Origin of the sequence: Staphylococcus sp. HMSC036D05 (assembly GCF_001836225.1) — a bacterium.
GTDB lineage: Bacteria > Bacillota > Bacilli > Staphylococcales > Staphylococcaceae > Staphylococcus > Staphylococcus caprae.
Window position 1 is genome coordinate 997,201 of the sequence record NZ_KV827781.1, and the last position, 24,010, is coordinate 1,021,210.

General features: G+C 33.9%; 18 protein-coding genes, 1 tRNA gene and 1 pseudogene. 3 read left to right on the top strand and 17 right to left on the bottom strand.

Annotation, left to right across the window (positions count from 1 at the left end; translation table 11 throughout):
• The first annotated feature begins 290 nt into the window (after positions 1-290).
• Positions 291-1,190 (top strand): TIGR01777 family oxidoreductase, encoded by a 900-nt coding sequence (locus tag HMPREF2580_RS09360; protein WP_070832314.1) that lies wholly within the window; start codon positions 291-293, stop codon positions 1,188-1,190.
• A gap of 31 nt (positions 1,191-1,221) precedes the next feature.
• Complete coding sequence (locus tag HMPREF2580_RS09365; RefSeq protein ID WP_002441562.1) at positions 1,222-1,404, top strand: hypothetical protein; 183 nt, start codon at positions 1,222-1,224, stop codon at positions 1,402-1,404.
• Between the two features lie 215 nt (positions 1,405-1,619).
• Here HMPREF2580_RS09365 and clpP read toward each other — a convergent pair whose 3' ends face one another.
• Positions 1,620-2,207 carry an ATP-dependent Clp endopeptidase proteolytic subunit ClpP gene (gene clpP / locus HMPREF2580_RS09370; RefSeq protein WP_002441560.1) on the bottom strand — a complete coding sequence of 196 codons (588 nt, stop codon included), beginning with the start codon at positions 2,205-2,207 and terminating at the stop codon, positions 1,620-1,622.
• Positions 2,208-2,398: 191 nt separating this feature from the next.
• On the opposite strand from clpP, the gene HMPREF2580_RS09375 reads away from it, so the two are divergent.
• Positions 2,399-2,470: transfer RNA gene (locus tag HMPREF2580_RS09375), tRNA-Arg, on the top strand.
• Positions 2,471-2,535: 65 nt separating this feature from the next.
• Here the strand turns inward: HMPREF2580_RS09375 and whiA are convergent.
• The 16 genes and pseudogenes from whiA to HMPREF2580_RS09455 form a co-directional block, all read right to left on the bottom strand.
• The gene (gene whiA, locus HMPREF2580_RS09380) at positions 2,536-3,480 is read right to left on the bottom strand and encodes a DNA-binding protein WhiA (RefSeq protein WP_002441558.1); all 945 of its coding nucleotides are present in this window, start codon (positions 3,478-3,480) and stop codon (positions 2,536-2,538) included.
• Positions 3,481-3,606: 126 nt separating this feature from the next.
• A complete protein-coding gene (yvcK, locus tag HMPREF2580_RS09385; protein ID WP_002441556.1) occupies positions 3,607-4,599 on the bottom strand; it encodes a gluconeogenesis factor YvcK family protein in 993 nt (330 codons plus the stop codon).
• Positions 4,596-5,507 carry an RNase adapter RapZ gene (rapZ, locus tag HMPREF2580_RS09390; protein WP_070832317.1) on the bottom strand — a complete coding sequence of 304 codons (912 nt, stop codon included), beginning with the start codon at positions 5,505-5,507 and terminating at the stop codon, positions 4,596-4,598. Before rapZ ends, yvcK begins: the two co-directional genes overlap by 4 nt.
• Before the next feature lie 171 nt (positions 5,508-5,678).
• On the bottom strand, positions 5,679-6,641 hold the full coding sequence (gene trxB / locus HMPREF2580_RS09395) for a thioredoxin-disulfide reductase (protein ID WP_301280170.1): 963 nt from the start codon (positions 6,639-6,641) through the stop codon (positions 5,679-5,681).
• Positions 6,642-6,685: 44 nt separating this feature from the next.
• Positions 6,686-8,125, bottom strand: coding sequence for a tetratricopeptide repeat protein (locus tag HMPREF2580_RS09400; protein ID WP_070832320.1), 1,440 nt, complete (start codon positions 8,123-8,125; stop codon positions 6,686-6,688).
• Entirely contained in the window at positions 8,125-8,649 is a 525-nt protein-coding gene (locus HMPREF2580_RS09405; protein WP_371106729.1) for an acyltransferase, read from the bottom strand. Before HMPREF2580_RS09405 ends, HMPREF2580_RS09400 begins: the two co-directional genes overlap by 1 nt.
• Positions 8,628-9,464, bottom strand: a complete 837-nt coding sequence (lgt, locus tag HMPREF2580_RS09410) for a prolipoprotein diacylglyceryl transferase (RefSeq protein WP_002441545.1) — start codon at positions 9,462-9,464, stop codon at positions 8,628-8,630. Before lgt ends, HMPREF2580_RS09405 begins: the two co-directional genes overlap by 22 nt.
• Before the next feature lie 6 nt (positions 9,465-9,470).
• A complete protein-coding gene (hprK, locus tag HMPREF2580_RS09415; protein ID WP_002441542.1) occupies positions 9,471-10,403 on the bottom strand; it encodes an HPr(Ser) kinase/phosphatase in 933 nt (310 codons plus the stop codon).
• A 392-nt stretch (positions 10,404-10,795) separates the two neighbouring features.
• Entirely contained in the window at positions 10,796-13,630 is a 2,835-nt protein-coding gene (gene uvrA / locus HMPREF2580_RS09420; RefSeq protein ID WP_070832324.1) for an excinuclease ABC subunit UvrA, read from the bottom strand.
• A gap of 7 nt (positions 13,631-13,637) precedes the next feature.
• Positions 13,638-15,623 carry an excinuclease ABC subunit UvrB gene (uvrB, locus tag HMPREF2580_RS09425; protein WP_002441539.1) on the bottom strand — a complete coding sequence of 662 codons (1,986 nt, stop codon included), beginning with the start codon at positions 15,621-15,623 and terminating at the stop codon, positions 13,638-13,640.
• A 290-nt stretch (positions 15,624-15,913) separates the two neighbouring features.
• A complete protein-coding gene (locus tag HMPREF2580_RS09430; protein ID WP_002441536.1) occupies positions 15,914-16,150 on the bottom strand; it encodes a CsbA family protein in 237 nt (78 codons plus the stop codon).
• Between the two features lie 5 nt (positions 16,151-16,155).
• Positions 16,156-16,797, bottom strand: coding sequence for a YfbR-like 5'-deoxynucleotidase (locus HMPREF2580_RS09435; protein ID WP_037541189.1), 642 nt, complete (start codon positions 16,795-16,797; stop codon positions 16,156-16,158).
• Between the two features lie 394 nt (positions 16,798-17,191).
• Positions 17,192-17,839: pseudogene (locus HMPREF2580_RS09440) on the bottom strand (CHAP domain-containing protein); the annotation flags it as partial.
• A 479-nt stretch (positions 17,840-18,318) separates the two neighbouring features.
• Positions 18,319-19,435, bottom strand: a protein-coding gene (gene prfB / locus HMPREF2580_RS09445; RefSeq protein WP_103212275.1) for a peptide chain release factor 2 whose coding sequence is annotated in 2 segments (ribosomal slippage) — positions 18,319-19,362 and positions 19,364-19,435 — 1,116 coding nt in all. Because the reading frame shifts where the segments join, the coding sequence is not laid out codon by codon here.
• 379 nt (positions 19,436-19,814) lie between these two features.
• Entirely contained in the window at positions 19,815-22,349 is a 2,535-nt protein-coding gene (secA, locus tag HMPREF2580_RS09450) for a preprotein translocase subunit SecA (RefSeq protein ID WP_002441528.1), read from the bottom strand.
• Positions 22,350-22,970: 621 nt separating this feature from the next.
• Positions 22,971-23,774 (bottom strand): peptidoglycan recognition protein family protein, encoded by an 804-nt coding sequence (locus tag HMPREF2580_RS09455; protein ID WP_070832332.1) that lies wholly within the window; start codon positions 23,772-23,774, stop codon positions 22,971-22,973.
• Positions 23,775-24,010: the final 236 nt, after the last annotated feature.

The following is a 24,010-nucleotide window of genomic DNA, read 5'->3' on the forward strand; positions in this document are numbered from 1 at the left end:
TACCTTAAAATACAAATAAAAAGGATCCATACGTTGCTCGCATGGATCCACTACTAAAGGGAGTCAAAATTTACCTTCGTTAGTATATTATGGGGTATACTCATACTAATTAAGAGATGTTTAATTAATTATCGAAGGTACAAGTTCATTATAACTGATATCTTTTAATTTTAAATGCAAATTAAAAAAAGTATTTGACATCTTATTGGCTAAAAAATGTATAAAATTTGAATATCAATAATGACTATCAATAAGGTTAGCGCTTTAATTTTTCAAAATGAGGTGAAATAATGAAACACTATTTAATTACAGGTGGAACAGGAATGGTAGGTTCCCACTTAGTAAATGAAATCAAGCAAACCGATGCACATATTACGATCTTAACAAGACAAGATAAAACTTCGAACGACGCTAAGATTTCATATGTCAATTGGTCAAAAGAGGGTTGGCAAGAGAAAGTTCCAGATATCGATATTGTCATAAACTTAGCAGGTGCCACTCTCAATAAAAGATGGACAAAATCACATAAACAAATCATGATGGTAAGCCGCATCCAATCAACCCAAGCTTTATATGAATTATTCAAAGATCGTACTCAAAAGCCTGAAGTGTTATTTAATGCTAGTGCGATGGGATATTATCCACCAGATTTATTTTATAGTTATACTGAATTATATAAAACGTTACCTTTTGATTTCTTATCAGATGTTGTTTATCAATGGGAACGCTTTGCGAATAAATTCAAAGACTTCGGAACTCGCGTAGTCATAGGAAGATTCGGACTTATTCTTTCTGATGATGGCGGTGCATTGCAAACAATGGAATTACCTTACCGTTTCTATGTAGGTGGTAAATTAGGTTCAGGACAACAATGGTATTCATGGATTCACATTGATGATTTAATTAGAGGAATTTTATTCACAATCGGTAATAAAGATGCACATGGTCCGTTTAATATGACAGCGCCTATACCTGAAAGACAAAATTTATTTGGCTATACTTTAGCACGCGCAATGCACAAACCTCATGAAACATGGGCGCCTAAATTAGCAATGCGCTTAGTTCTAGGTGAAATGTCTACAGTTGTTCTCGATACTCAAAAGGTTCTACCGAATAAATTACATGCACTTGGTTTTGAATTTAAATTTAACAACTTGAAAAATGCTTTAGATGATTTAGTTGAAGCATAAGAAATAACTACGTACGAAGAAGGTTTATACAATGAAAGACAATCAATTAACTTATATTTTGTTAATTATTGCTAGTATTTTATTAATTTTAAATGGGATTTTTGCGTTTGAACATACAATAGCAATGATACTACTTTCTTTGCTATTTATAATTATTGGAGTAGTGTTATTAATTGTTGTTGTACGCTTAATGTTCAAAGGAAAGAAAAACTAAAATAGAGACAGTCTATGGTATTGTCACTATTGGCATATGAAGAGGCAATGACGCGCCTCTTTATGTTTCATAACACTATAAATTGAAATATAAAGACTGTCAGAAGAGTTTGCAGGGGCGATGATATGAATTCTTAACTTCTAGAATTCTGTATCGTCCCTTTTTTCATAAAAAAACTAGGACATTGGAAATGCCCTAGCCTCGAATTTTGTTTATTATTTACCTTCTGGTTCCATGACTTCATCAATTAAACCATATGATTTAGCTTCTTCTGCTGTTAAGAAGTTGTCACGGTCAGTATCTTGTTGAATTTTTTCAATTGATTGACCTGTACGTTCTGCTAAAATACGATTTAATTTTTCACGAGTTTTTAGGATATGGTTGGCAGCAATTTCAATTTCAGTTGCTTGACCTTGTGCTCCACCTAATGGTTGGTGAATCATTACTTCAGCATTTGGTAAAGCAAAACGTTTACCTTTAGCGCCAGCTGCTAGTAAAAATGAACCCATTGACGCAGCCATACCGATACAAATAGTTTGAACATCTGGTTTAATATGTTGGATAGTATCATAAATGGCAAAACCAGCAGTTACACTACCACCTGGTGAGTTAATATATAGGTAGATATCTTTTTCAGAGTCTTGTGCTTGTAAGAATAATAATTGAGATACAATTGAATTTGCTACATTATCATCAATTTGAGAACCTAACATGATAATACGGTCTTTTAATAAACGTGAATAAATATCATATGCGCGTTCACCGCGATTTGTTGTTTCTATAACTGTAGGAATTAAATTCATCTATTTTTCCTCCTTATAATAACTGTTATAAATTATTTTACCTTAAAAGTCAAAAATGGTCAAAATATTCAACTTTAAGTTTTAAAATTTCAGTTTGACGCTTAACTCTAAGATTTGTAAACTAGAATTATCGTTTTAATTGTACTGTTATCAACTTCTTTAGTACAGAAAAATGATTCTACCCTCATTTACCCCTCGTAGTGTAATGGATAACACATGAGATTCCGGTTCTTATAATAGAGGTTCAATTCCTCTCGAGGGGGTACCTATAAACATAAAAGACATAACAAAGCAGGTATTTTTGAACCTCGTTCAAAGATACCTTTCTTTATAATTCAATTTGTTCACCATTACGAATTTTGTCTGCTAGCTCATTTAACTTTCTCAGTCGATGATTCATTCCAGATTTAGAGATAGGTCCTGTTGAAATCATTTCTCCTAATTCTTTTAAAGATATTTCTTGATGTTCTACACGTAATTTAGCTACTTCTCTCAATCGATCTGGCAAATTATCTAAGCCTATTTCTTCATCTATTAGCTGAATACTTTCAACTTGTTTCATCGCAGCACTAACTGTTTTATTAAGATTAGCTGTCTCACAGTTTACCAATCTATTCACCGAATTTCTCATATCACGTACGATTCTCACATCTTCAAATTTAAGCAATGCTTGATAACCACCGATTAAACTTAGAAAATCTGAGATTTTTTCCGCTTCTTTTAAATAAGCAATACTTCCTTTTTTCCGCTCTAAATGTTTCGCATTTAATTCATAGCTATTCATTAATTTAGTTAAGCCTTCAGAATGATTCTCATATTGAGAAAATATTTCAAGGTGATAAGATGACGTCTCTGGATTATTCACTGATCCACCTGCAAGAAATGCCCCTCTTAAGTAACTACGACGCATTTCATCATCTTTAATCATATTAGGGTCGATTTCATGAGTGAAGACGCCCTCTTTGAGAATGCCTAAATCATTTAAAATTTCTTTTGCTAACATTTTAGTGCGACAAATATAAATATTATTTTTCTTTAATTTCATCTTTTTTCTAACTAATATTTCAACTTCTACATTGAAAATTCGTTTGATAAGAGAGTAAATACGACGAGCGGTTGTCGCATTCTCAGTCTGTACATTGATTACAAATTGCTGATTCGATAAACTAAGTGCGCCATTCATACGAATTAATGCACTGAGCTCTGCTTTAGCATTTGCTTCATCTACTTCAATGCGTGTTAATTCATTTTTCATGTCGGATGCAAAGCTCATAGAACACTCATTCCTTCCTAAATCAACTCTATTTTAATCTATGTATGGTCGACATAGAGATTATGAATTTTAATAATTAAACACACGTAAGTTATCATATCATAAACGTTTCTATTGCCAATACTATTAACGTTTACGATTCGGATTAAATTGAATTGTACTAGTTAAGTCTAATGCCAATTCATATATCATTTTTGATAGAACTTTAGTATTATGGCGTACGAGATGTGTATCTGAAACTTCAATTAAATTTGAAGCCGTTAAAACTCTTATTCCGTTCTTTTTCAACTCTTCTTTATTAACTTTAACTGGTTTAGAATTTTGTTCTTCATAACGACGTAAGGTAGCTTGGCTATATTTTTCATTACTACAAATGACAAAGTCTACAAAATCTTGACCAACCTGCTGACAAAGGGCATCAATATGTTCTTTCACATCATAATTATCTGTCTCGCCTGGTTGTGTCATCACATTAGAAACGTACAGTTTAGGTGCTTCGGAACGTAGTAATGCTTCAGATATCCCCTTCACACATAGATTCGATATCACACTCGTATACAATGAACCGGGACCGAGCACAATTAAATCAGCGTGTTCAAGTGCATTTACCGCTTCTTCCATCGGCTCGACATCTCCAGGTTCTAGGAATACGCGGTCAATTTTTTTATGCGTATTTGGGATATTCGTTTCACCACATACAATTTCTCCATCTTCCATCACTGCATTAAGTTGAACACTTGTGTTTGTAGATGGAATAACTTGCCCTTTAATATTTAAAACTTTACTTAATTCTTTAATCGCATGCCCGAAATCATTCGTAATACTTGTCATTCCGGCAATAACTAAATTACCTAAAGAATGCCCGTCGACTTGATTTTCTCCAAAACGGTACTGGAAAAGTTGAGTAAGGATGGACTCTGAATCACTTAAAGCTGCAATGACATTTCGAATATCACCTGGTGCAGGAATATCCATCACATCTCTAATTTTCCCAGTGCTACCTCCGTTATCAGCAACAGTTACAATAGCAGTAATATCTATGGGGAATTCTCTTAACCCTCTAGCTAAAACGGATAAACCTGTTCCTCCACCTATAAGTACTACTTTTATTTGTTTCATATTTTATCTCCACTTTCGATATGCGCATCTCTATGATGCACATAAACATTGTAATCAAAAATCTCATCAAGATATTCGCCTAGACGTTTCGCTAGCGCAACTGAACGATGTTGACCACCTGTGCAACCAATTGCAATAACAAGCTGTGACTTCCCTTCTTTTTTATATCCTGGAATCATAAATTTTAAAAGGTCAGTCAACTTATTAAAGAAGATTTCTGTTTCTTTCCACTTCATGACATAGTTATACACCGGTTCATCAAGCCCCGTCAGTGGACGTAATTCTTTAACGTAATATGGATTAGGTAAAAATCTCACATCAAAGACTAAATCAGCATCCATTTGTATACCATGTTTAAAACCAAAACTTGTTACATTAATACTAAATGTTTCGAAATGATCATCCAGATAAAATTTACTAATGCGTTCCTTTAATTCTTTCGGTTTTAATTGCGTCGTATCAATGACATAATTCGCAATACTTCTAATTTCAGAAAGATGTTTACGCTCTTCATTGATAGCTTCTATAAGTGAGCGTTGCCCTTGTTCATTTAATGGATGTGCTCTTCTAGATTCTTTATAACGCGAAATGAGTTTTTCCGTTTTCGCCTCTAAAAACATGACATCCAAGATGACATCATTACGACTTTTGATAATGTCTATCTCTTTAATTAATGATTTGAAAAGTTCTTTCCCTCTCAAATCAATGGCAATCGCCACTTTTTGTAAAGAGGGATTACCCTGCTCCATCAATTCTACAAATTTTGGTAACAAAACCGGTGGCAAGTTGTCTACACAGAAGAATCCCATATCTTCGAGACTTTGAATCACTAATGATTTACCCGCGCCAGACATTCCTGTAACAACTAATAATTCACTTTTGCCTATTTCATTTTCGTTGTTTTTCATTTTAAAAGTCACCGCCAATTCAATTCTTCAGTCTATCGTTGATTCTATTAAAATAATCTTATCACACTCGTATATCCAAAGGAATGTATTTTCATATTTAAAAAAGCTAGAACAATTGATCACGAATTGAAATCATCATCAATGTTCTAGCTTCTTGTTAGATTTTAAAAATTACGCTTCAAGTTTATCTTTGAGCTCTGTGATATAGTCAGCCGCACTTTGCGCAGCAATACTACCATCTCCTGTTGCAGTTACAATCTGACGTAAGCCTTTATCACGAACGTCCCCAGCAGCAAAAATACCAGGCACGCTTGTACTCATATCAGCTTTAGTCACAATATAACCATTGTCGTTAGTAATTCCTAAATTAGTAAACGGTGCTGTTAATGGTTTCATACCGATATAAATAAACACGCCATCAGCATCGTATGTTTGTTCAGAACCGTCTTTCGTAGATTCTAAAGTAACTGATCCTACTTTTCCATCTTTTTCATTGATTGTTTTTAACGTATGGCTCCAAATAAAGTCAACTTTTTCATTTTTGAAAGCACGTTCTTGTAAGATATTTTGCGCACGTAACTCATCTCTTCTATGAACAATTGTGACTTTATCAGCAAATTTAGTTAAGAATGTTCCTTCTTCGACTGCTGAGTCACCGCCACCGATAACAAATAAGCGTTTGTTTTTAAAGAAGGCACCATCACAAACAGCACAGTAACTTACGCCTCGTCCACCAAGTTCTTGTTCACCAGGAACACCGATTTTTTTATATTCTGCTCCAGTTGAAATAACTACTGCATGAGCTGTGATCTCTTTGTTACCTAAGTTGATAACTTTATAATCACCTTTATCTTCTATAGATTTAATATCTCCATATTGATATTCCGCTCCAAATTTTTTCGCGTGTTCAAACATTTTAGTAGATAAGTCTGGACCCGTAATCATTTCAAAACCTGGGAAGTTTTCCACTTCTTCAGTATTAGCCATTTGTCCACCTGGCATACCACGTTCAATCATAACTGTTTTTAAATTTGCACGAGATGCATACACTGCTGCTGTCATACCGGCAGGCCCCGCACCAATAATCGCTACGTCAAAATCTACTTCAGTCATTTTAAAATGCCTCCTAGTTATTAATCATTATGCGCATTATATACCATACCATTTATTTCATAAATTTAAATGCTCATTAAAAACTCAATCGTTTTATCTAATTTATAGCGTGTCACGTCAAAATAATCAATTATTTCTTTTTTGGTCAATGCATTGTTCGTATGTCGATAGAACATATAAACAAATGCGGCAAGGTATCTATCTACATCAGCTAAATCAACCTTTTCAGAGATAATCGCTTCAGCTTGATCAATCCATTCAATAAATAATGTTGTATCATATTTCAAATTCTCTAGGTTATAAAGTTTTAACATCCCTCTATGAATAAAATCTAATTTATTGAGCGTCAATCCTTGCACGAGATAAGTAAGGTATAGCTTTTCATAATCATTCATTGATTCAAGAATTGACCAAATCTCTTCCGTCATTAATATTTCTTTACCATTGAGTTGATTTAATAAAAAGATTCCATATAGTCTATAATGACTGTCATCATCTAATAGTAATGGGAGTATTCGTTGATTGAAAACAGATTTACTTTCTTCAAGCACCCACGGCGCGTATCCTACGTCGACTTTAGAAATTTGTAATAGTTTATTCCAAAATTCTACACTTTCATCTTTATTACCTAGGTAATAAAAGTTAAAGCTCAATGCATTATACATTTGAATGGATAAAAATTTACCTTTTTTATATAGAGGATAAAGTAAGTTTTGAGATGCTTGATATTGTTTTAAATAACTTAGGACAATACCCAGTTTAAAACTTTCATCGTCATTCATCGGAACTACTTTATTCAATATTTTAAGATATCTCTTATATTTATCCATTTCGTTCGTATTATAAAGTAATAGTGTGTAGTGACATAATGCATGAACATCTGAGTTATCTTCACTCAGTAATTCTTCAAACATCTCTTTGGCTGTTTCATACTCACTTAAATATAAGTAACACATTGCAAGTAAATTACGAATGACGCGATGAGATTGAATATGTTCATCTTGGCTTAAAATATATGCACGTGCGTCAGTTAATCTTCCTTGAGAGAATAAAAACTGAAATAATAGTTGCGTCGTAAATAATTGAGCTTCTAATTCAATTTTATGCTCACTTGTATACGTAACTTCGAATGTTTTTTCAAGAACTTCCCTAAATTCTTGGTCATTTGTTAAAAGTACATAATTAATACCAAACAAGAACGCCTTGTTTGGTTCATTAAGTTCTATATTTAATTGACTGAGCTCATAAAAACTATCTGCTACATGAAAGTCATTAACAATATTCTCGTAAAATATGTGCTCAGCCTTTCTCCCAAGGTTTAATTTCGTTAAACATTGGGCATAATGTAGTTGTATATCGTAATCTTCAGGTGACAATTCAAGCACTTTCTCATAATAGTCCGCTGCTTTTTTATAGTCTTTTTGTTGCCACTTTTGCGTAGCCATTTTACGATAAAATGCTTCATCAAAAATCATTGGAATAATTTTATTGTCTGCATGTGCCATTAATTGTCACCTCCTTTATAAACTTCAATTTGCATAGGATTACCATATGCAAAACTGTCATCTGGTACATCTTTAGTAATCACTGTACCAGCTCCAATCTTTACATGGTTTCCTATTTTAACACCCGGCAATATCGTCACATTTGCGCCAATTAAAGTGTGGTCGCCAATGTGAACTTTGCCATATCTCCACTCGTCGACGAGCACCTCATGCGTTAATATTGTTGTATTATAACCAATAACACTGTTATTGCCAACAGAAATTAACTCTGGATAAAACAAGTCAGGTAAGACTTTATAAGCAAAGGCTGTGTTTTGACCCACAGTCATTTTTAGAAATTTACGGTATATATGACTTTTTAAATTCATACTTGGTATAAACCGCGACACTTCAATAATAACCGTCTGTTTGAATACTTTAGGAAACTTCACTATTTGATATATTTTCCATAACGGATTAACGTTGTGATATTTTTCTTTATTTAATCGTCTCAATATAACCACTATACCTTTTTGCCTGGCCATGTTAATGGTCCAGCATTTTTAAATGTTGAAGGTTGATACTTAATTCTTCTATAAATAATTAAAATAATACTTATTACGATAAGAATCACTGAAACAAGTTGTGCCACTCGAATGTGACTTGTAAGCATTAAACTGTCTGTTCTCAAACCCTCGACAAAGAATCGTCCAATAGAATACCAAATAAGATAGCCGAAAAATGTTTCCCCTAACTTCAAATGCTTTCTTAATGTGATTAAAATAATGAACCCAAGCACATCCCAAAGAGACTCATATAAAAATGTAGGATGATAATACTGACCATCGATGTACATGTTTCTAATAATAAAATCAGGCAAATGTAGGTGTTCGAGGAATGCTTTTGAAACAGGTCCACCATGCGCTTCATGGTTCATAAAGTTCCCCCATCTGCCAATACCTTGAGCCAAGATAATACTTGGAGCGACTATATCTCCAATTTGGAAAGGGTGAAGATTTTTGGTTCTACATACAATGATACCTGTGATAAAACCACCTATTAAACCACCATGGATGGCGATACCCCCATGCCATATTTTAGGTATCTCTCCTGGATTTTCCATGTAATACGGCCATTGGAAAATAACAAAATACAATCTAGCTACTATAAAACCAAAAATGGCACTATAAAATATGATATCTATTAAAGTATCTTTATGTAACCCTACATTCTTAAGTGCGGCTTGCGCAATAAAATAACCTAATAAAATGCCACAAGCAATAATGATGCCATACCAACGAACATGGATAGGTCCAATGTTAAAGGCAACTGGATCGATATAACCTAGCGTTAAACCCATTTCATATTACTCCTCACTTTTATGACTATTGCGAACAATCTCTTCATTTAATCGTTCGCTAAATTCTTCTGCTGTATTAATCCCCATGATATTAAGACGATAATTCATTGCAGCAACTTCAATGATGACTGCGACGTTACGACCTGGTCTAACAGGGATGGTCTTTTTAGTAATTTCAGTATCTAGAATCTTTAGGGTTTCTTCGTTTAGCCCTACGCGATCATATAATTTATCTTTATTCCAATTTTCTAAGTTAATATTTAAGCGGATTTGCTTTTCAGTGAGAATAGACCCTGCGCCGAAAAGTGTCATAACATTGATTATGCCGAGACCACGAATCTCTAGTAAATGTTCGATTAACTTAGGTGGCTTTCCTATTAATTCATCTTTAGTAATTTCTTTGATTTCAACATTATCATCAGCAACTAGTCTGTGACCACGTTTCACTAACTCTAATGCTGTTTCACTTTTCCCTATACCAGAATCACCTGTAATGAGTACACCAACGCCATAAACATCTACAAGCACACCATGGAGAGATGTTGTTTTAGCCAATTCATGTTCTAAAAATGTAGTTAATCGACTCATTAAACTTGTTGTGGCATCTTTCGCTATGATAATCGGTGTATGTAATTCTTTAGCAGCATTCACTAATTCTTCAGGGGGAGTTAATCCACGCGTAACAATAATTGCGGGCGTTTCTGGTCGGCACAATTTTCTCATTCTTCCTTCTTTTTCTTCATCAGGAAGTAAGTTATAAAATGATAGCTCTGTAGTTCCTAATAATTGAATTCTATCAGAAGCATAATGAGAGAAATAACCTGCCATTTCTAAACCTGGACGTGAAATGTCTGTATTCTTTATTGGTCTATCTAAACCTTGTTCACCGGCAATTACTTCTAAATTAAGCGTATTAACCAATCTTTCTGTTGTTAACATGGGTTCACCTCAATTTTCAATATCCCTTCATTTCTATTCTCTATTCTATTATCATATCAAAAATAAACTCACAATCTATATTAAAATGATGCTTTAAAATATAAAACATTCTTAAATGACTATTAACTTGAACATTTTAAGTCACAAATTCTTTTGCTTTTTGAAAATGAAGCACTGGACGAATTACAATGAATGACTCATAAAAGTGTCAAAGCGTCTCTGACTTAAATCGATATTGATCATCATATAAAAACTAAGAGAGACTAAAACGCATCTGTGGTTCATGCCCCTTCAAAGTTTGAGTTGTTAAACTGGCTACTTTGTAAGGAACATTTCATTGCATTCTAGTCTCTCTCTAGACATTCTATTCTAAGTTTATTATATGAACTAAACTATTCAATACTATCTCTTTCTAATACTGGTTTCAAGTACTTTCCAGTATAAGAATCTTCGTTTTGTGCTATTTCTTCAGGTGTACCGGTAGCAACAATGGTACCACCGCCATCACCGCCTTCAGGTCCAAGGTCAATGATATGATCTGCCGTCTTAATGACATCAAGGTTATGTTCAATAATTACGACGGTATCTCCATTTTCCACTAAACGATTTAACACTTTCAACAAGCGACTGATATCATCCACGTGTAAACCTGTCGTAGGTTCATCAAGAATATAAATTGAACGACCTGTTGAACGTTTATGCAATTCAGATGCAAGTTTCACACGTTGTGCTTCACCACCTGAAAGTGTTGTTGCTTGTTGTCCTAAAGTTATATAGCCAAGTCCTACATCTACTAGTGTTTGTAGTTTTCTCTTAATTTTAGGTATGTTTTCGAAAAAGTGTGTTGCTTCTTCAACCGTCATTTCTAAAACATCTGCAATATTTTTACCTTTGTAAGTGACTTCTAAAGTTTCACGATTATAACGTTTACCATCACAAACTTCACATGGAACGTATACGTCAGGTAAGAAATGCATTTCTATTTTAATGATGCCGTCACCTTTACAAGCTTCACAACGGCCACCTTTTACGTTAAAACTAAATCTTCCTTTTTGATATCCACGTATTTTCGCTTCATTTGTTTGCGCAAAAACATCGCGAATGTCATCAAATACACCAGTATAAGTTGCAGGATTCGAACGAGGCGTTCTACCGATTGGAGATTGATCGATATCAATAATTTTATCTAAATGATCGATACCATCAATTTTGTCATAATTTCCAGGTTTAACTTTGGATTTATTAATTTTTTGAGCAAGAGATTTATATAAAATTTCATTTACTAGTGAACTTTTACCTGATCCTGATACGCCAGTAACTACTGTCATAACTGAAAGCGGAAAATCAATATTAACATCTTTAAGGTTGTTGCTACGTGCGCCTTGAATACTAATTTTCTTATCTGTTATTTCTCTTCTATGTTCAGGTACATCGATACGTTTTTTACCACTTAAATATTGACCTGTTAAAGATTTTTTATCCTTCATTACTTTAGATGGTGTACCACTTGATACGATTTCTCCACCATGATTACCAGCGCCAGGGCCAACATCAACTAAATAATCTGCAGCTCTCATCGTATCATCATCATGTTCTACAACGATGAGTGTATTACCTAAATCACGCATTTCTTTTAAAGTATTAATTAAGCGATCATTATCTCTTTGATGCAAACCAATGGAAGGTTCATCTAAGACATACAAGACACCTGTCAATCTTGAACCTATTTGCGTTGCAAGACGAATTCGCTGTGCTTCACCACCTGATAAAGTACCTGACGAACGATTTAGCGTCAGATATTCTAAACCTACATTATTTAAGAAAGATAATCTTGAAATAATTTCTTTTAAAATTTGATTTGCAATCGCTCTATCTTGTTCGCTCAACTCAATGTTTTCATAATATTTCAAAGCATTTTTAATTGAGTATTCTACAACTTCGCCAATATTTAATCCGCCTACATATACTGATAAAGCTTCCTTGCTTAAACGTTTACCATGACATGTTTCACATGGTAATTCTGTCATATATTTACTCATCATTTCACGTGTATATTCTGAAGGTGATTCATGATAGCGACGATTAACGTTAGGAACAACACCTTCAAACACCATTGTACGTTTACGTGTTCCGCCATTTCGTTGTTTGAAAGTGAACTCTATCTCCTTATCACCAGAACCGTTCATTAAAATATCTTTTTGTCTATCTGTCAGTTTCTTATAAGGTTTATCCATGTTAATTCGATACACTTCGCACACACGTTTTAAAAGTGTTGGATAGAAATCTGAGCTTGTAGGTTCCCATGGTTCAATGGCACCTTCATTTAAAGTTTTATTTTTATCTGGCACAACTAAGTCTAGGTCTACTGTTAGTTTTTGACCTAAGCCATCACAAGTGGGACAAGCACCGAATGGACTATTAAAACTAAACATTCTAGGTTCTAATTCACCAATTGAAAATCCACATAAAGGACATGCATGGTTCTCAGAGAACTTGAGTTCTTCTCCATCGATAACATCAACTGTTAAATTTCCTTCAGCTAATTCTAAAGCTGTTTCAATTGAATCAGCTAAACGCGTTTCTATACCATCTTTAACTACTAAACGGTCTACAACGACTTCTATTGTGTGATTTTTATTCTTATCTAACTCTGGGACTTCATTAACATCTACGATTTCTCCATCTACACGAAGACGTACATACCCCTTCTTGCCGATATCTTCAATTAATTTTTCATGCGTTCCTTTTCTATGGGACACAACTGGGGCAAGTAATTGTATTTTAGTGCGTTCTTCAAGCTCTAAAATTCTGTCCACCATTTGTTGAACCGTTTGCGACTCAATTTCTATGTCATGATAAGGACAATAAGGCTTCCCAACTCGAGCATATAGTAGACGAATATAGTCATAAATCTCCGTAACTGTAGCTACAGTTGAACGAGGATTTTTACTAGTAGTCTTTTGATCGATAGATATCGCAGGCGATAAACCTTCAATTGTATCTACATCTGGTTTATCCATTTGACCTAAAAATTGACGAGCATATGCACTTAACGATTCCACGTAGCGTCTTTGTCCTTCAGCATAAATGGTGTCGAACGCTAAGGAAGATTTACCAGACCCTGAAAGCCCGGTCATGACAATAAGTTTATTCTTAGGTAATTCAATGTCTACCCCTTTTAAGTTGTGTGCACGAGCTCCTTTAACTACTATAGACGGTCCTTTCATTTAAACGTCACCCTTCTGCTTTTAATTCAAATAACATATCTCTTAATTCTGTTGCTTTTTCAAAGTCTAAATCTTTAGCTGCTTTTTTCATTTCTTTTTCTATATTTTCGATTGTTTTTTGTCTTTCTTTTTTAGTCATTTTCTTAGGTAGTTCTGTTTGTTTCTGTTCGTTCGTTTCATCACTTTCCACTGTAGCACTAATGACATCATGTATTTTTTTGTTAATTGTTCGTGGCGTGATACCATATTTTTCATTATGTGCCGTTTGTATATCCCGACGTCTTTGGGTTTCATCAATTGCATATTGCATGGAATCAGTGATTTTATCGGCATACATAATAACTTCACCTTTATCATTACGGGCAGCACGACCAATCGTTTGGATAAGTGAACGATTTGAACGTAAAAATCCTTCTTTATCTGCATCAAGAATAACTACTAATGAAACCTCAGGTATATCAATACCCTCTCTTAGCAAGTTAATACCTACAATTGCATCATATGTGCCCATTCGCAAGTCACGAATAATCTCAATTCTTTCCAATGTTTTAATCTCAGAGTGAAGGTAATTCACTTTAATTCCCGCTTCTTTCATGTATGTGGTTAAATCTTCACTCATCTTTTTAGTTAATGTTGTAACTAAGACGCGTTCGTTTCGCTCTACACGTTCTTGGATTTCACTTAATAGGTCATCAATTTGATTTTCAGTTGGTCGAACATCCACTTTAGGATCAAGTAATCCTGTTGGACGGATAATTTGTTCTACCATCTCATCAGTATGTTCTAACTCATATGGTCCTGGTGTTGCAGATACATACACTAATTGTTTTGTTTTATCTTCAAACTCTTCAAATTTAAGTGGGCGGTTATCTAGCGCGCTTGGTAAACGGAAACCATGATCTACAAGTACTTGTTTACGTGCTCTGTCACCGTTATACATACCACGAATCTGCGGTAACGTAACGTGTGATTCATCAATCATTACAAGCCAATCGTCTCCGAAATAATCAAGTAACGTGTATGGTGTAGAACCTAAAGGTCTTAATGTAAGGTGAACTGAATAGTTCTCGATTCCTGAACAGAAGCCCATTTCTCTCATCATTTCTAAGTCATAATTTGTACGTTGTTCAAGTCTTTGAGCTTCCAATAATTTATTTTCATCACGTAATTCTTTTAATCGTTCTTCTAATTCTTTTTCAATACGTTCAATTGCTACTTTCATTTTTTCTTCTCGAGTTACGAAGTGAGAAGCTGGGAAAATTGCAAAATGTTCACGTTCGCGAATGACTTCTCCTGTTAAGTAATTAACTTCTCTAATTCGGTCAACTTCATCACCGAAGAATTCAACACGAATACACATTTCTTCTCTAGATGCAGGGAATATTTCAACAACATCTCCTCGCACTCTAAACGTACCACGTTGGAAATCAATATCATTCCGAGTATATTGAACATCGACTAACTTTCTTAAAAGTTCACTACGGTCCATTTCCATTCCTACGCGTACGCTTACAACTAAGTCTTTATATTCTTCTGGATTACCTAAGCCGTAAATACAACTTACGCTGGCAATAATAATGACGTCATCACGCTCAAATAACGCACTTGTAGCGGAGTGACGTAATTGGTCAATTTCATCGTTAATTGAGGCGTCTTTTTCGATGAAAGTGTCAGTTGATGGTACATATGCTTCTGGTTGATAATAGTCATAATAACTGACGAAATATTCTACTCTATTTTCAGGGAAGAACTCTTTAAACTCACTGTAAAGTTGTCCAGCTAATGTTTTGTTATGTGCAATGATTAATGTAGGTTTACCAACCTCTTTGATCACGTTGCTCATGGTGAATGTTTTACCAGTTCCTGTAGCCCCTAATAACGTTTGATGGCGTTTCCCCTCATTTACTCCATCAACAATCTTTTGTATTGCTTGTGGTTGATCCCCTTGTGGTTCGAATTCAGAATTCAACTTAAATGGAACGTGTTCGACCATTCTGACATACGCCTCCTATTTATTTATCGCTTATATTTAGTTTAACATGCATGTTTATGAACTGAATTTTCACGTTTTATTTATGTTCTATTTTAACAAATTTATATCTTCTAAAGCAAACATTTGTTCGCTTATCATTGATTATTTTCAAAATAAAAACAAACATAGCGATGCACTATGCTTGTTTAAAAAAGTTATTCAATTTAAGTCTTTAATGTGTAAATATACTATAAAACATTCTTCTTAAACCTTCAAAAGATATGTTTAGTTATTTTACGATTCATATTATCCTAACGAGAATCTTCTTGGTTCTTATGAAACTTTAATTTATCTATAATCAAATAGCCTGCCAATAGACTTACGACATCTATAAAAATAATCCATTCATTATGGAAAAACCCTTTATAGATAGATGTTCCTATTAAAATAAGTGTTAATAGTGTGCCAATCCATTTACTTCTCGTTACAACGCTAAATAGCACGACTAAAATACAAGGAAAAAAGGCGGCACATGCATACCAAATCATTATCGTCACCCATTTCTTCTATTTAAAATTGTCATAGTAGTTTCACGCAATTCAGTTCTAGGAATAAAGTTTTCAGTTAACATCTCAGGAATAACATTATCTATAAAGTCTTTAACTGAATGTAGGTGGTCAAATTGAATGATTGTTTCTAAACTCATTTCATAAATTTCGAAAAATAAAGGCTCTGGATTACGTTTTTGAATTTCTCCAAATGTTTCATATAATAAATCAATCTTATCTGCTACTGAAAGTATTTGTCCTTCTAAGGAATCATCTTTACCTTCTTGGAGACGTTCTCGGTAAACGTTTTGATATTGTTCAGGAATTTCTTCTTTGATAAAAGTATCAACCATTTCTTCCTCGACTTGAGAGAACAATTTTTTCAGTTCTCTACTCGCATATTTAACAGGCGTCTTGATGTCTCCTGTAAAAACTTCTGCAAAATCGTGATTCAGCGCTTTTTCATACAGACTTTTCCAGTTGATTTCATTGCCATGATATTCTTCAACCGTTGCTAAATACTGTGCAATTTTAGTTACTTTGAAGGAGTGAGCCGCCACATTATGCTCAAAGTATTTAAATTTTCCTGGCAATCTTATTAATTTTTCTAAATCTGAAAGTCTTTTAAAGTATTGATGTACGCCCATATCACGATACCTCCTCATACACGAACTTAGTTTAATTTTTATAGTTATCGCTTATTGACAAATAATATTTATAAAGCAGATATTTTACTTATAGTTATTATATCAATCAATCTCATTATTGAAAGTAAATTCATATTTTATAGATTTATTTTCAACAAAAAAGAAGCCAAGATAATGATCTCAGCTTCCTTTAACATATTGATAGTAGATGACTGAATTGAAAGTTCACTGATATCAAGCTTCTTTCAATCCTAATCATCCTTGTTGGCAGAGCCCCAACATAGTGAACTTCTTTTTTAAGAAATACTGCAAACAATGCAAGTTGGGTGCAGGAGACCGAAATTAATTTTACTAAATTATATTTCTGTCCCACTTCTTAATTTCAAATGATAGTTTAATGAATATAACTGTATGAACCAGGATTATAGATTGTTCTATATGATTTAACGTTGACTCCACCGTTCCAGTTCATTTCTGAAACAGTTAATGTACCGTTAGGATTTACTGACTCAACTACACCTACGTGACCATATGCACCAGCACCATTTTGTCCTGGTCCACTTTGGAAGATTGCACCGACTTCAGGTGTGTTATTAACATTGAAACCAGCTTGGCTTGCAGATGCTGCCCAGTTGCTAGCATTTCCCCATAAACTACCAATTGGTTTACCTAATTCAGCACGACGATTAAATGCATAGTAAGTACATTGCCCATCAGTATAGAGGTTACCTGCATTAGAGATACCTTTTAAGCCATCATATGATGTTTGTGAAACATTAATTGGTGTTTCATAATTTTCATATGTTACGCCTGATTCATCTGTTGCTGTAGATTCAAAAGATGCTTGAGAAACTGGTGTTTCATTACTTTCTGTAGAAGTCACATGATATTGAGCAGTTGCTGCATTTTCAGAAACTACGATTTTATCTCCAGGGAAAATAAGTGGTTGAATACCTGGGTTTAATGCATATAATTGATCTAAAGTAATACCGTGGTCTAAAGCAATATTATATAAGCAATCTCCTGCTTTTACGATATAAGTACCTAAGTTAGATTGATTCGTTGAAACAACGTCTGGTGAATTTACGTCTTGTTGAGACGCCTCTGTTTCTTGAGTGTTAGCTGCAGTGTTGATTGCAAAAAAAGCTGCAATCGAACTAAAAGTTACAGTTAGCGATTTTTTCATCTAGTTGTCATTCCTTTGCTAGTTTGTTCTAAATTTACAAGTCTTAATATAGCACAATGCCTTTTTGAAAAGTGTATTGTTATAGCGATGTAATATAACAGTTAAAAAGTAAATTTCATCATGTTACCTACATAATTGTGGCTAACTATTACTATCATAAAGGTGTAAAGGGTTACTTTTGAGAATAAACAAAACGCTCCAGTAACATTATAAGTTGCAGACTACATATTATTATTTAAAATTAAATATCTCTAACTATCCACTCGAACATTTTCCTGACAAGAAAAACCTCATTTACTAGAAATAAATAACTAATAAATGAGGTGATATTTAAATTATGAATCTTGATTATCCATTTCTTTTCTTAAATATGCTTCAATAAATGGCTCGATTTCGCCATCCATTACAGCATCAACCTTACCTGTTTCTTCATTTGTGCGGTGATCTTTAACCATTGAATATGGATGGAACACGTATGATCGAATCTGACTGCCCCAACCTATTTCTTTTTGTTCACCACGAATTTCAGCCATCTCACGTTCTTGTTCTTCCAACTTAAGTTGATATAACTTCGATTTCAACATTTTCATTGCGGCTTCACGGTTCTTAATTTGGGACCGTTCATTTTGGTTATTAACGACGATACCAGTTGGATGGTGCGTAATTCTAATCGCAGACTCTGTTTTATTAATATGTTGACCGCCTGCACCCGAAGCTCTAAATGTATCTACTGTAATATCATCCGGATTAATTTCTATTTCGATTTCATCATTATCAAAATCAGGAATTACATCACAAGATGCAAAAGATGTATGACGTCTACCTGAAGAATCGAAGGGAGAAATTCTTACTAATCGGTGAACACCCTTTTCAGCTTTCAAATAGCCATATGCATTGTGACCTTTAATTAACAGTGTCACACTCTTTACTCCAGCTTCATCTCCTGGAAGGTAATCAACTGTTTCAACTTTAAAGCCTTTTTGTTCACCATATCTCTGATACATTCTTAATAACATGCTCGCCCAATCTTGAGATTCTGTACCGCCAGCACCAGGGTGAAGTTCAAGAATCGCATTATTCGCATCATGCGGTCCATCAAGTAATAATTGCAACTCATATTGATCCATTTTTTCTTTAAATTGGATAACTTCCTCTTCAAGTTCTGCTTTCATATCTTCATCATATTCTTCTTGAAGCAATTCTCTTGTCGCACTCATATCTTCAACTTCATTGGCTAAATCATGATAACCATTGACGATAGATTTCAATGCATTATTTTTATCGATAATATCTTGTGCTTTATTTTGATCATCCCAGAATCCTGGATCTGCCATCATTTCTTCATATTCTTGAATATTTGTCTCTTTATTTTCTAAGTCAAAGAGACCCCCTAATTTGGTTAAGGTTATTCTGATATTCATCAATATTACGTTTAATTTCTGATAATTCCATTGATTTTCTCTCCTATTAATACAATCTTTAGCAGTTTTATACACGTATCATTTACATCATACATGAAATTCATATTTTTGAAAATTAAGGCAACAACTTTAATATATGCAATCACATTGTAAAAACAACAATAATAAATGAAGTGTGAAAGAAGAATCATTGAGCAAAATAAATTTACTTGTCTCCCACCACCTTGTCTTATTGGCAAAATTTCTTAAAAAATTCTCTGTGTAAGAGCCTCACCATCAAGGATGTCTAGAGGTTGAAAGAAGTTTGATATAGGCACACTTTCAATTTAGACATCTACTACATATATTAAAGAAGGCTAAGACAATAAATGATGTCCCAGCCTCCCTACTATATATAACTTATTTTTCAATTATGCTTGACCATGGCAATTTTTATATTTTTTACCACTGCCACATGGACAAGGATCATTACGTCCTACTTGATCACCTTTGACAATAGGTTGAGGTTTTACTTTTTCTTTACCATCTTCTGCTGTGACGTGCTTAGCTTCACCTAAGTCTTTCGTTTTCTCACGTTCAATATCATCTTCGAATTGAACAACAGATTTCAAGATATATTTACATGTATCTTCTTCGATATTTTGCATCATCATATCAAATAATTCATGACCTTCATTTTGATAATCACGAAGTGGGTTTTGTTGTGCATATGAACGTAAGTGTATACCTTGACGCAACTGATCCATCGTATCGATATGGTCAGTCCAGTGACTATCGATTGAGCGTAATAATATCATACGTTCAAATTCATTCATTTGATCGCCTAAAGTTTCTTTCTGTTTGGCATAGGCTTTTTCTATTTTAGCCCAAACCACTTCAAAGATATCTTCAGAATCTTTACCTTTGAGTTCAGAATCCGTTAGCTCGCCTTCTTGTAAAAAGACATCATTCACATAGTTAATGAATGGAGCATAATCCGGATTATCGTCATCTTCGTGAATATGATAATTGATCGCACGTTGTAATGTTGAACGAAGCATAGCATCGACAACTTGTGAACTATTCTCACTGTCGATAATTTCGTTACGTTCATTATAGATAATTTCACGTTGTTTACGTAAGACTTCGTCATATTCAAGGATACGTTTACGCGCATCGAAGTTGTTACCTTCAACACGTTTTTGAGCTGATTCAACCGCTCTTGAAACCATTCTAGATTCAATTGGCGTAGAATCATCCATACCTAAACGATTCATCATTTTTTGAAGACGTTCAGAGCCGAAACGTACCATTAATTCGTCTTGTAATGAGAGGTAGAATCGACTGTCACCTCTATCACCTTGACGTCCAGAACGACCACGTAATTGGTCATCGATACGACGTGATTCGTGTCGCTCAGTACCTATAACTGCAAGGCCGCCTAATTCTTCTACGCCATCGCCAAGTTTGATATCAGTACCACGACCTGCCATGTTTGTTGCAATTGTAACAGCGCCTTTTTGACCTGCATTAGCAACAATTTCCGCTTCACGTTCATGGTTTTTCGCGTTTAATACATCATGTCTGATACCGCGTTTTTTAAGTAAATTAGAAATATATTCTGACGTTTCAACTGCAACTGTACCAAGTAAAACAGGTTGTCCTTTTTTGTGTTTATCGACAACATCTTCTACAACTGCATCAAATTTACCTTTTTGACTGATATAAATAAGGTCTGATTTATCCACACGTTGAACAGGTTTATTAGTAGGAATTTGAGTAACTGTCATATTGTAGATATTACGGAACTCTTCTTCTTCCGTTTTAGCTGTACCCGTCATACCTGCTAATTTGTTATACATTCTGAAATAGTTTTGGAATGTAATAGATGCCATTGTCTTAGATTCATTTTGAATAGTTACGCCTTCTTTAGCTTCGATAGCTTGGTGTAATCCTTCAGAGAAACGACGACCCGGCATCGTACGACCTGTAAATTGGTCAACGATTAATACTTCGCCATCAACAACCATGTAATCGACGTCACGTTGTAACGTTACATGCGCACGTAAAGCCGTATTAATATGGCTAATGACTTCAACATTTTGAACGTCGTATAAATTGTCTACTTTGAACATACGTTCAGCTTTGTCAGCACCTTGTTCAGTTAAATGAACTGCTTTTGTTTTTTCATCAAAATTATAATCATCTTCTGCTTTAAGCATTTTAGCGAAAACATTCGCTTGCGTGTATAAAGAAGTAGACTTTTCAGCTTCTCCTGAAATAATCAGAGGTGTTCTTGCTTCATCGATTAAAATGGAGTCAACCTCATCAATGATTGCAAAATGTAATGGACGCATGACTCTTTCTTCAGCATAGTTCACCATGTTATCTCTTAAATAATCGAAACCAAGTTCGTTATTTGTACTGTAGGTAATATCTTGAGCGTAAGCTTCACGTTTCTCTTCAGTAGATTTACTATTTAAGTTAAGTCCTACAGATAAACCTAAGAAATTATATAGTTCAGCCATTTCTTCACTTTGAAAACTTGCCAAATATTCATTGACAGTAATGACATGAACGCCACGTCCAGCTAACGCATTTAAATACGTAGGCATTGTAGCTGTTAATGTTTTACCTTCCCCTGTTCTCATTTCAGCAATATCGCCTTTGTGAATCGCGATACCACCCATGACCTGTACTTTATACGGAATCATATTGAATACACGTTTTGATCCTTCACGCACAAGTGCATATGCTTCTGGTAAAATCTTATCTAAATAATCATTTTGTTTTTTAACATCTTCAATTTCTGATAATTCTTTTTGGAACGCTTTCGTTTTTTCACGAATTTCTTCATCAGTTAATAAAGCAGTATCTTCCTCTAATGCGAGTACTTTGTCTGCTAATTTTCCTAAGCGTTTCGTTTCTTTTTTATTGCCGTCAACAATTTTCGATAAAAATCCCATTACATGCGTCGCTCCTTTAGCTAAAACTGTTTGGCTTACAACAATTTATCTTATCATTTATCCCATTAAAATTATACTTATATACTCATACAATTGGTAATTTGAAAGCTATACTTTATCAATTTTCTTCCTCTGAAAATGAAACTCTCATATACTATTAGAAAGTTAAATTAAAACTCTTCCTAATTATACTTTCAATTCAATTTATTTAAATTGACAACATGTTTATTTTAACACGGTTGGAACAATTTTTTCTTGTCATAAATAAATAATTTTCGAATATATTATAAAACATGATATTTGAGTAATAAAAATTGAAATTTCCTCTATTTAAAACATCAAGTCACAATAGCACAGTGTCATCTCTAGTGTCCATTAATTATATTTAAATCATAAAAAAGAGACTACACTGATAAAGCGTTTCATAATTCAAATCGATATTTATAAATGTTGATTTGAGCTAACCACAATCATTTATTTTAATATCTATTTCACATAAAATAACCCCCTCCTAAGTTTCCATTTATACAATGTCTACTTCAGAAGGGAGCATATGAAATTTAGATTCAATTTGTATTCTTAATACGTGTTCAAATTCTTCTGGAAATTCTCTCTTTGAATTTATCCTGGGATATTGTCGTAGTGATATTTTACGAGTTCGAATAATTGATGCATATCATAACCCCATCTTGCATAATACTCTATTGGGTCAACATGGTCTGTGCCACCCCAATATTGAGAAACTGCGTTATGACTAATGATAGAGCCTATGCCTTCATTGTCATCTGCAAGTGTTGGTTTAATACCATTTTGTTTTAACATGTACGCTGCAAGCCAAGCTTGATTATTTACAGATTTAGCAAAGTCTTCAAATGTATACTGACGTACAAGTTCTATTTGATAGAAGTACGGATTAGCTTTTGCGCCCGCACCCCATACATAGTATTCAGAAGGTGCAGTAATATGAATTTCATTATTATCTACAAATGCATGTACAAATGCTCTATCGAACGTTCTATACATTTGATCTACCCAGTCTTGCAATGAACGATGGTCTTCACCTACTTCATGAATCACAATACCAATATACGATTTAAATTTATATGGATTTTTAGGGAGGTTATTCATTCGTGGATCTTTCACAATCTTTGAATGTTGGAGATGATTTTCAATTATGTACCTATTTACCTTTGAATCTTTAGGGAGAGATGGGTCATCTGGATTACTAGTTAAATTCTTTTCATTAACCTTTTTTAAAGCGTTAGCTTGAGTACTCGATTGAGAGCTAGTAGGCTTTTGTCCATTTGCTGAAAATTCTGATTTTTCATGAGATAAACCTTTGGCATTGGTATCAGGGGCATAAAAAAGCGACAGTGACATTAAAGCGACAGATGCTGTTGAAACTAGGGAAAAAGCTTTTAACATAAGTGACACTCCTTTCAAATTATATTTAAACTTTTAAAAAAGAATATAAAATATTTATATTAATAATATCTATTAAAAGCTGTCAAAAGTCAAGTGTTTTATTTCTTTAAAAGTGAAATATTTATGTCCTTTTGAAATTCGCTAATTCGATACCTCTATACTTATTGAAATATTGCAATTAAAGTTTGTATCCCCGTAATAATGGAATGAATCGTTATGAGTTATTTATATAAAAT

Excerpts from the sequence above, each read along its gene's own strand:
- HMPREF2580_RS09430 (WP_002441536.1), bottom strand. The coding sequence starts at position 16,150 with ATGATTTGGTATGCATGTGCCGCCTTTTTTCCTTGTATTTTAGTCGTG.
- HMPREF2580_RS09405 (WP_371106729.1), bottom strand. The coding sequence starts at position 8,649 with ATGGCCAGGCAAAAAGGTATAGTGGTTATATTGAGACGATTAAATAAA.
- clpP (WP_002441560.1), bottom strand. The coding sequence starts at position 2,207 with ATGAATTTAATTCCTACAGTTATAGAAACAACAAATCGCGGTGAACGC.
- HMPREF2580_RS09365 (WP_002441562.1), top strand. The coding sequence starts at position 1,222 with ATGAAAGACAATCAATTAACTTATATTTTGTTAATTATTGCTAGTATT.
- uvrA (WP_070832324.1), bottom strand. The coding sequence starts at position 13,630 with ATGAAAGGACCGTCTATAGTAGTTAAAGGAGCTCGTGCACACAACTTA.
- rapZ (WP_070832317.1), bottom strand. The coding sequence starts at position 5,507 with ATGAAAAACAACGAAAATGAAATAGGCAAAAGTGAATTATTAGTTGTT.
- yvcK (WP_002441556.1), bottom strand. The coding sequence starts at position 4,599 with ATGAAACAAATAAAAGTAGTACTTATAGGTGGAGGAACAGGTTTATCC.
- HMPREF2580_RS09455 (WP_070832332.1), bottom strand. The coding sequence starts at position 23,774 with ATGTTAAAAGCTTTTTCCCTAGTTTCAACAGCATCTGTCGCTTTAATG.
- lgt (WP_002441545.1), bottom strand. The coding sequence starts at position 9,464 with ATGGGTTTAACGCTAGGTTATATCGATCCAGTTGCCTTTAACATTGGA.
- secA (WP_002441528.1), bottom strand. The coding sequence starts at position 22,349 with ATGGGATTTTTATCGAAAATTGTTGACGGCAATAAAAAAGAAACGAAA.
- hprK (WP_002441542.1), bottom strand. The coding sequence starts at position 10,403 with ATGTTAACAACAGAAAGATTGGTTAATACGCTTAATTTAGAAGTAATT.
- HMPREF2580_RS09360 (WP_070832314.1), top strand. The coding sequence starts at position 291 with ATGAAACACTATTTAATTACAGGTGGAACAGGAATGGTAGGTTCCCAC.
- HMPREF2580_RS09435 (WP_037541189.1), bottom strand. The coding sequence starts at position 16,797 with ATGGGCGTACATCAATACTTTAAAAGACTTTCAGATTTAGAAAAATTA.
- whiA (WP_002441558.1), bottom strand. The coding sequence starts at position 3,480 with ATGAGCTTTGCATCCGACATGAAAAATGAATTAACACGCATTGAAGTA.
- HMPREF2580_RS09400 (WP_070832320.1), bottom strand. The coding sequence starts at position 8,125 with ATGGCACATGCAGACAATAAAATTATTCCAATGATTTTTGATGAAGCA.
- uvrB (WP_002441539.1), bottom strand. The coding sequence starts at position 15,623 with ATGGTCGAACACGTTCCATTTAAGTTGAATTCTGAATTCGAACCACAA.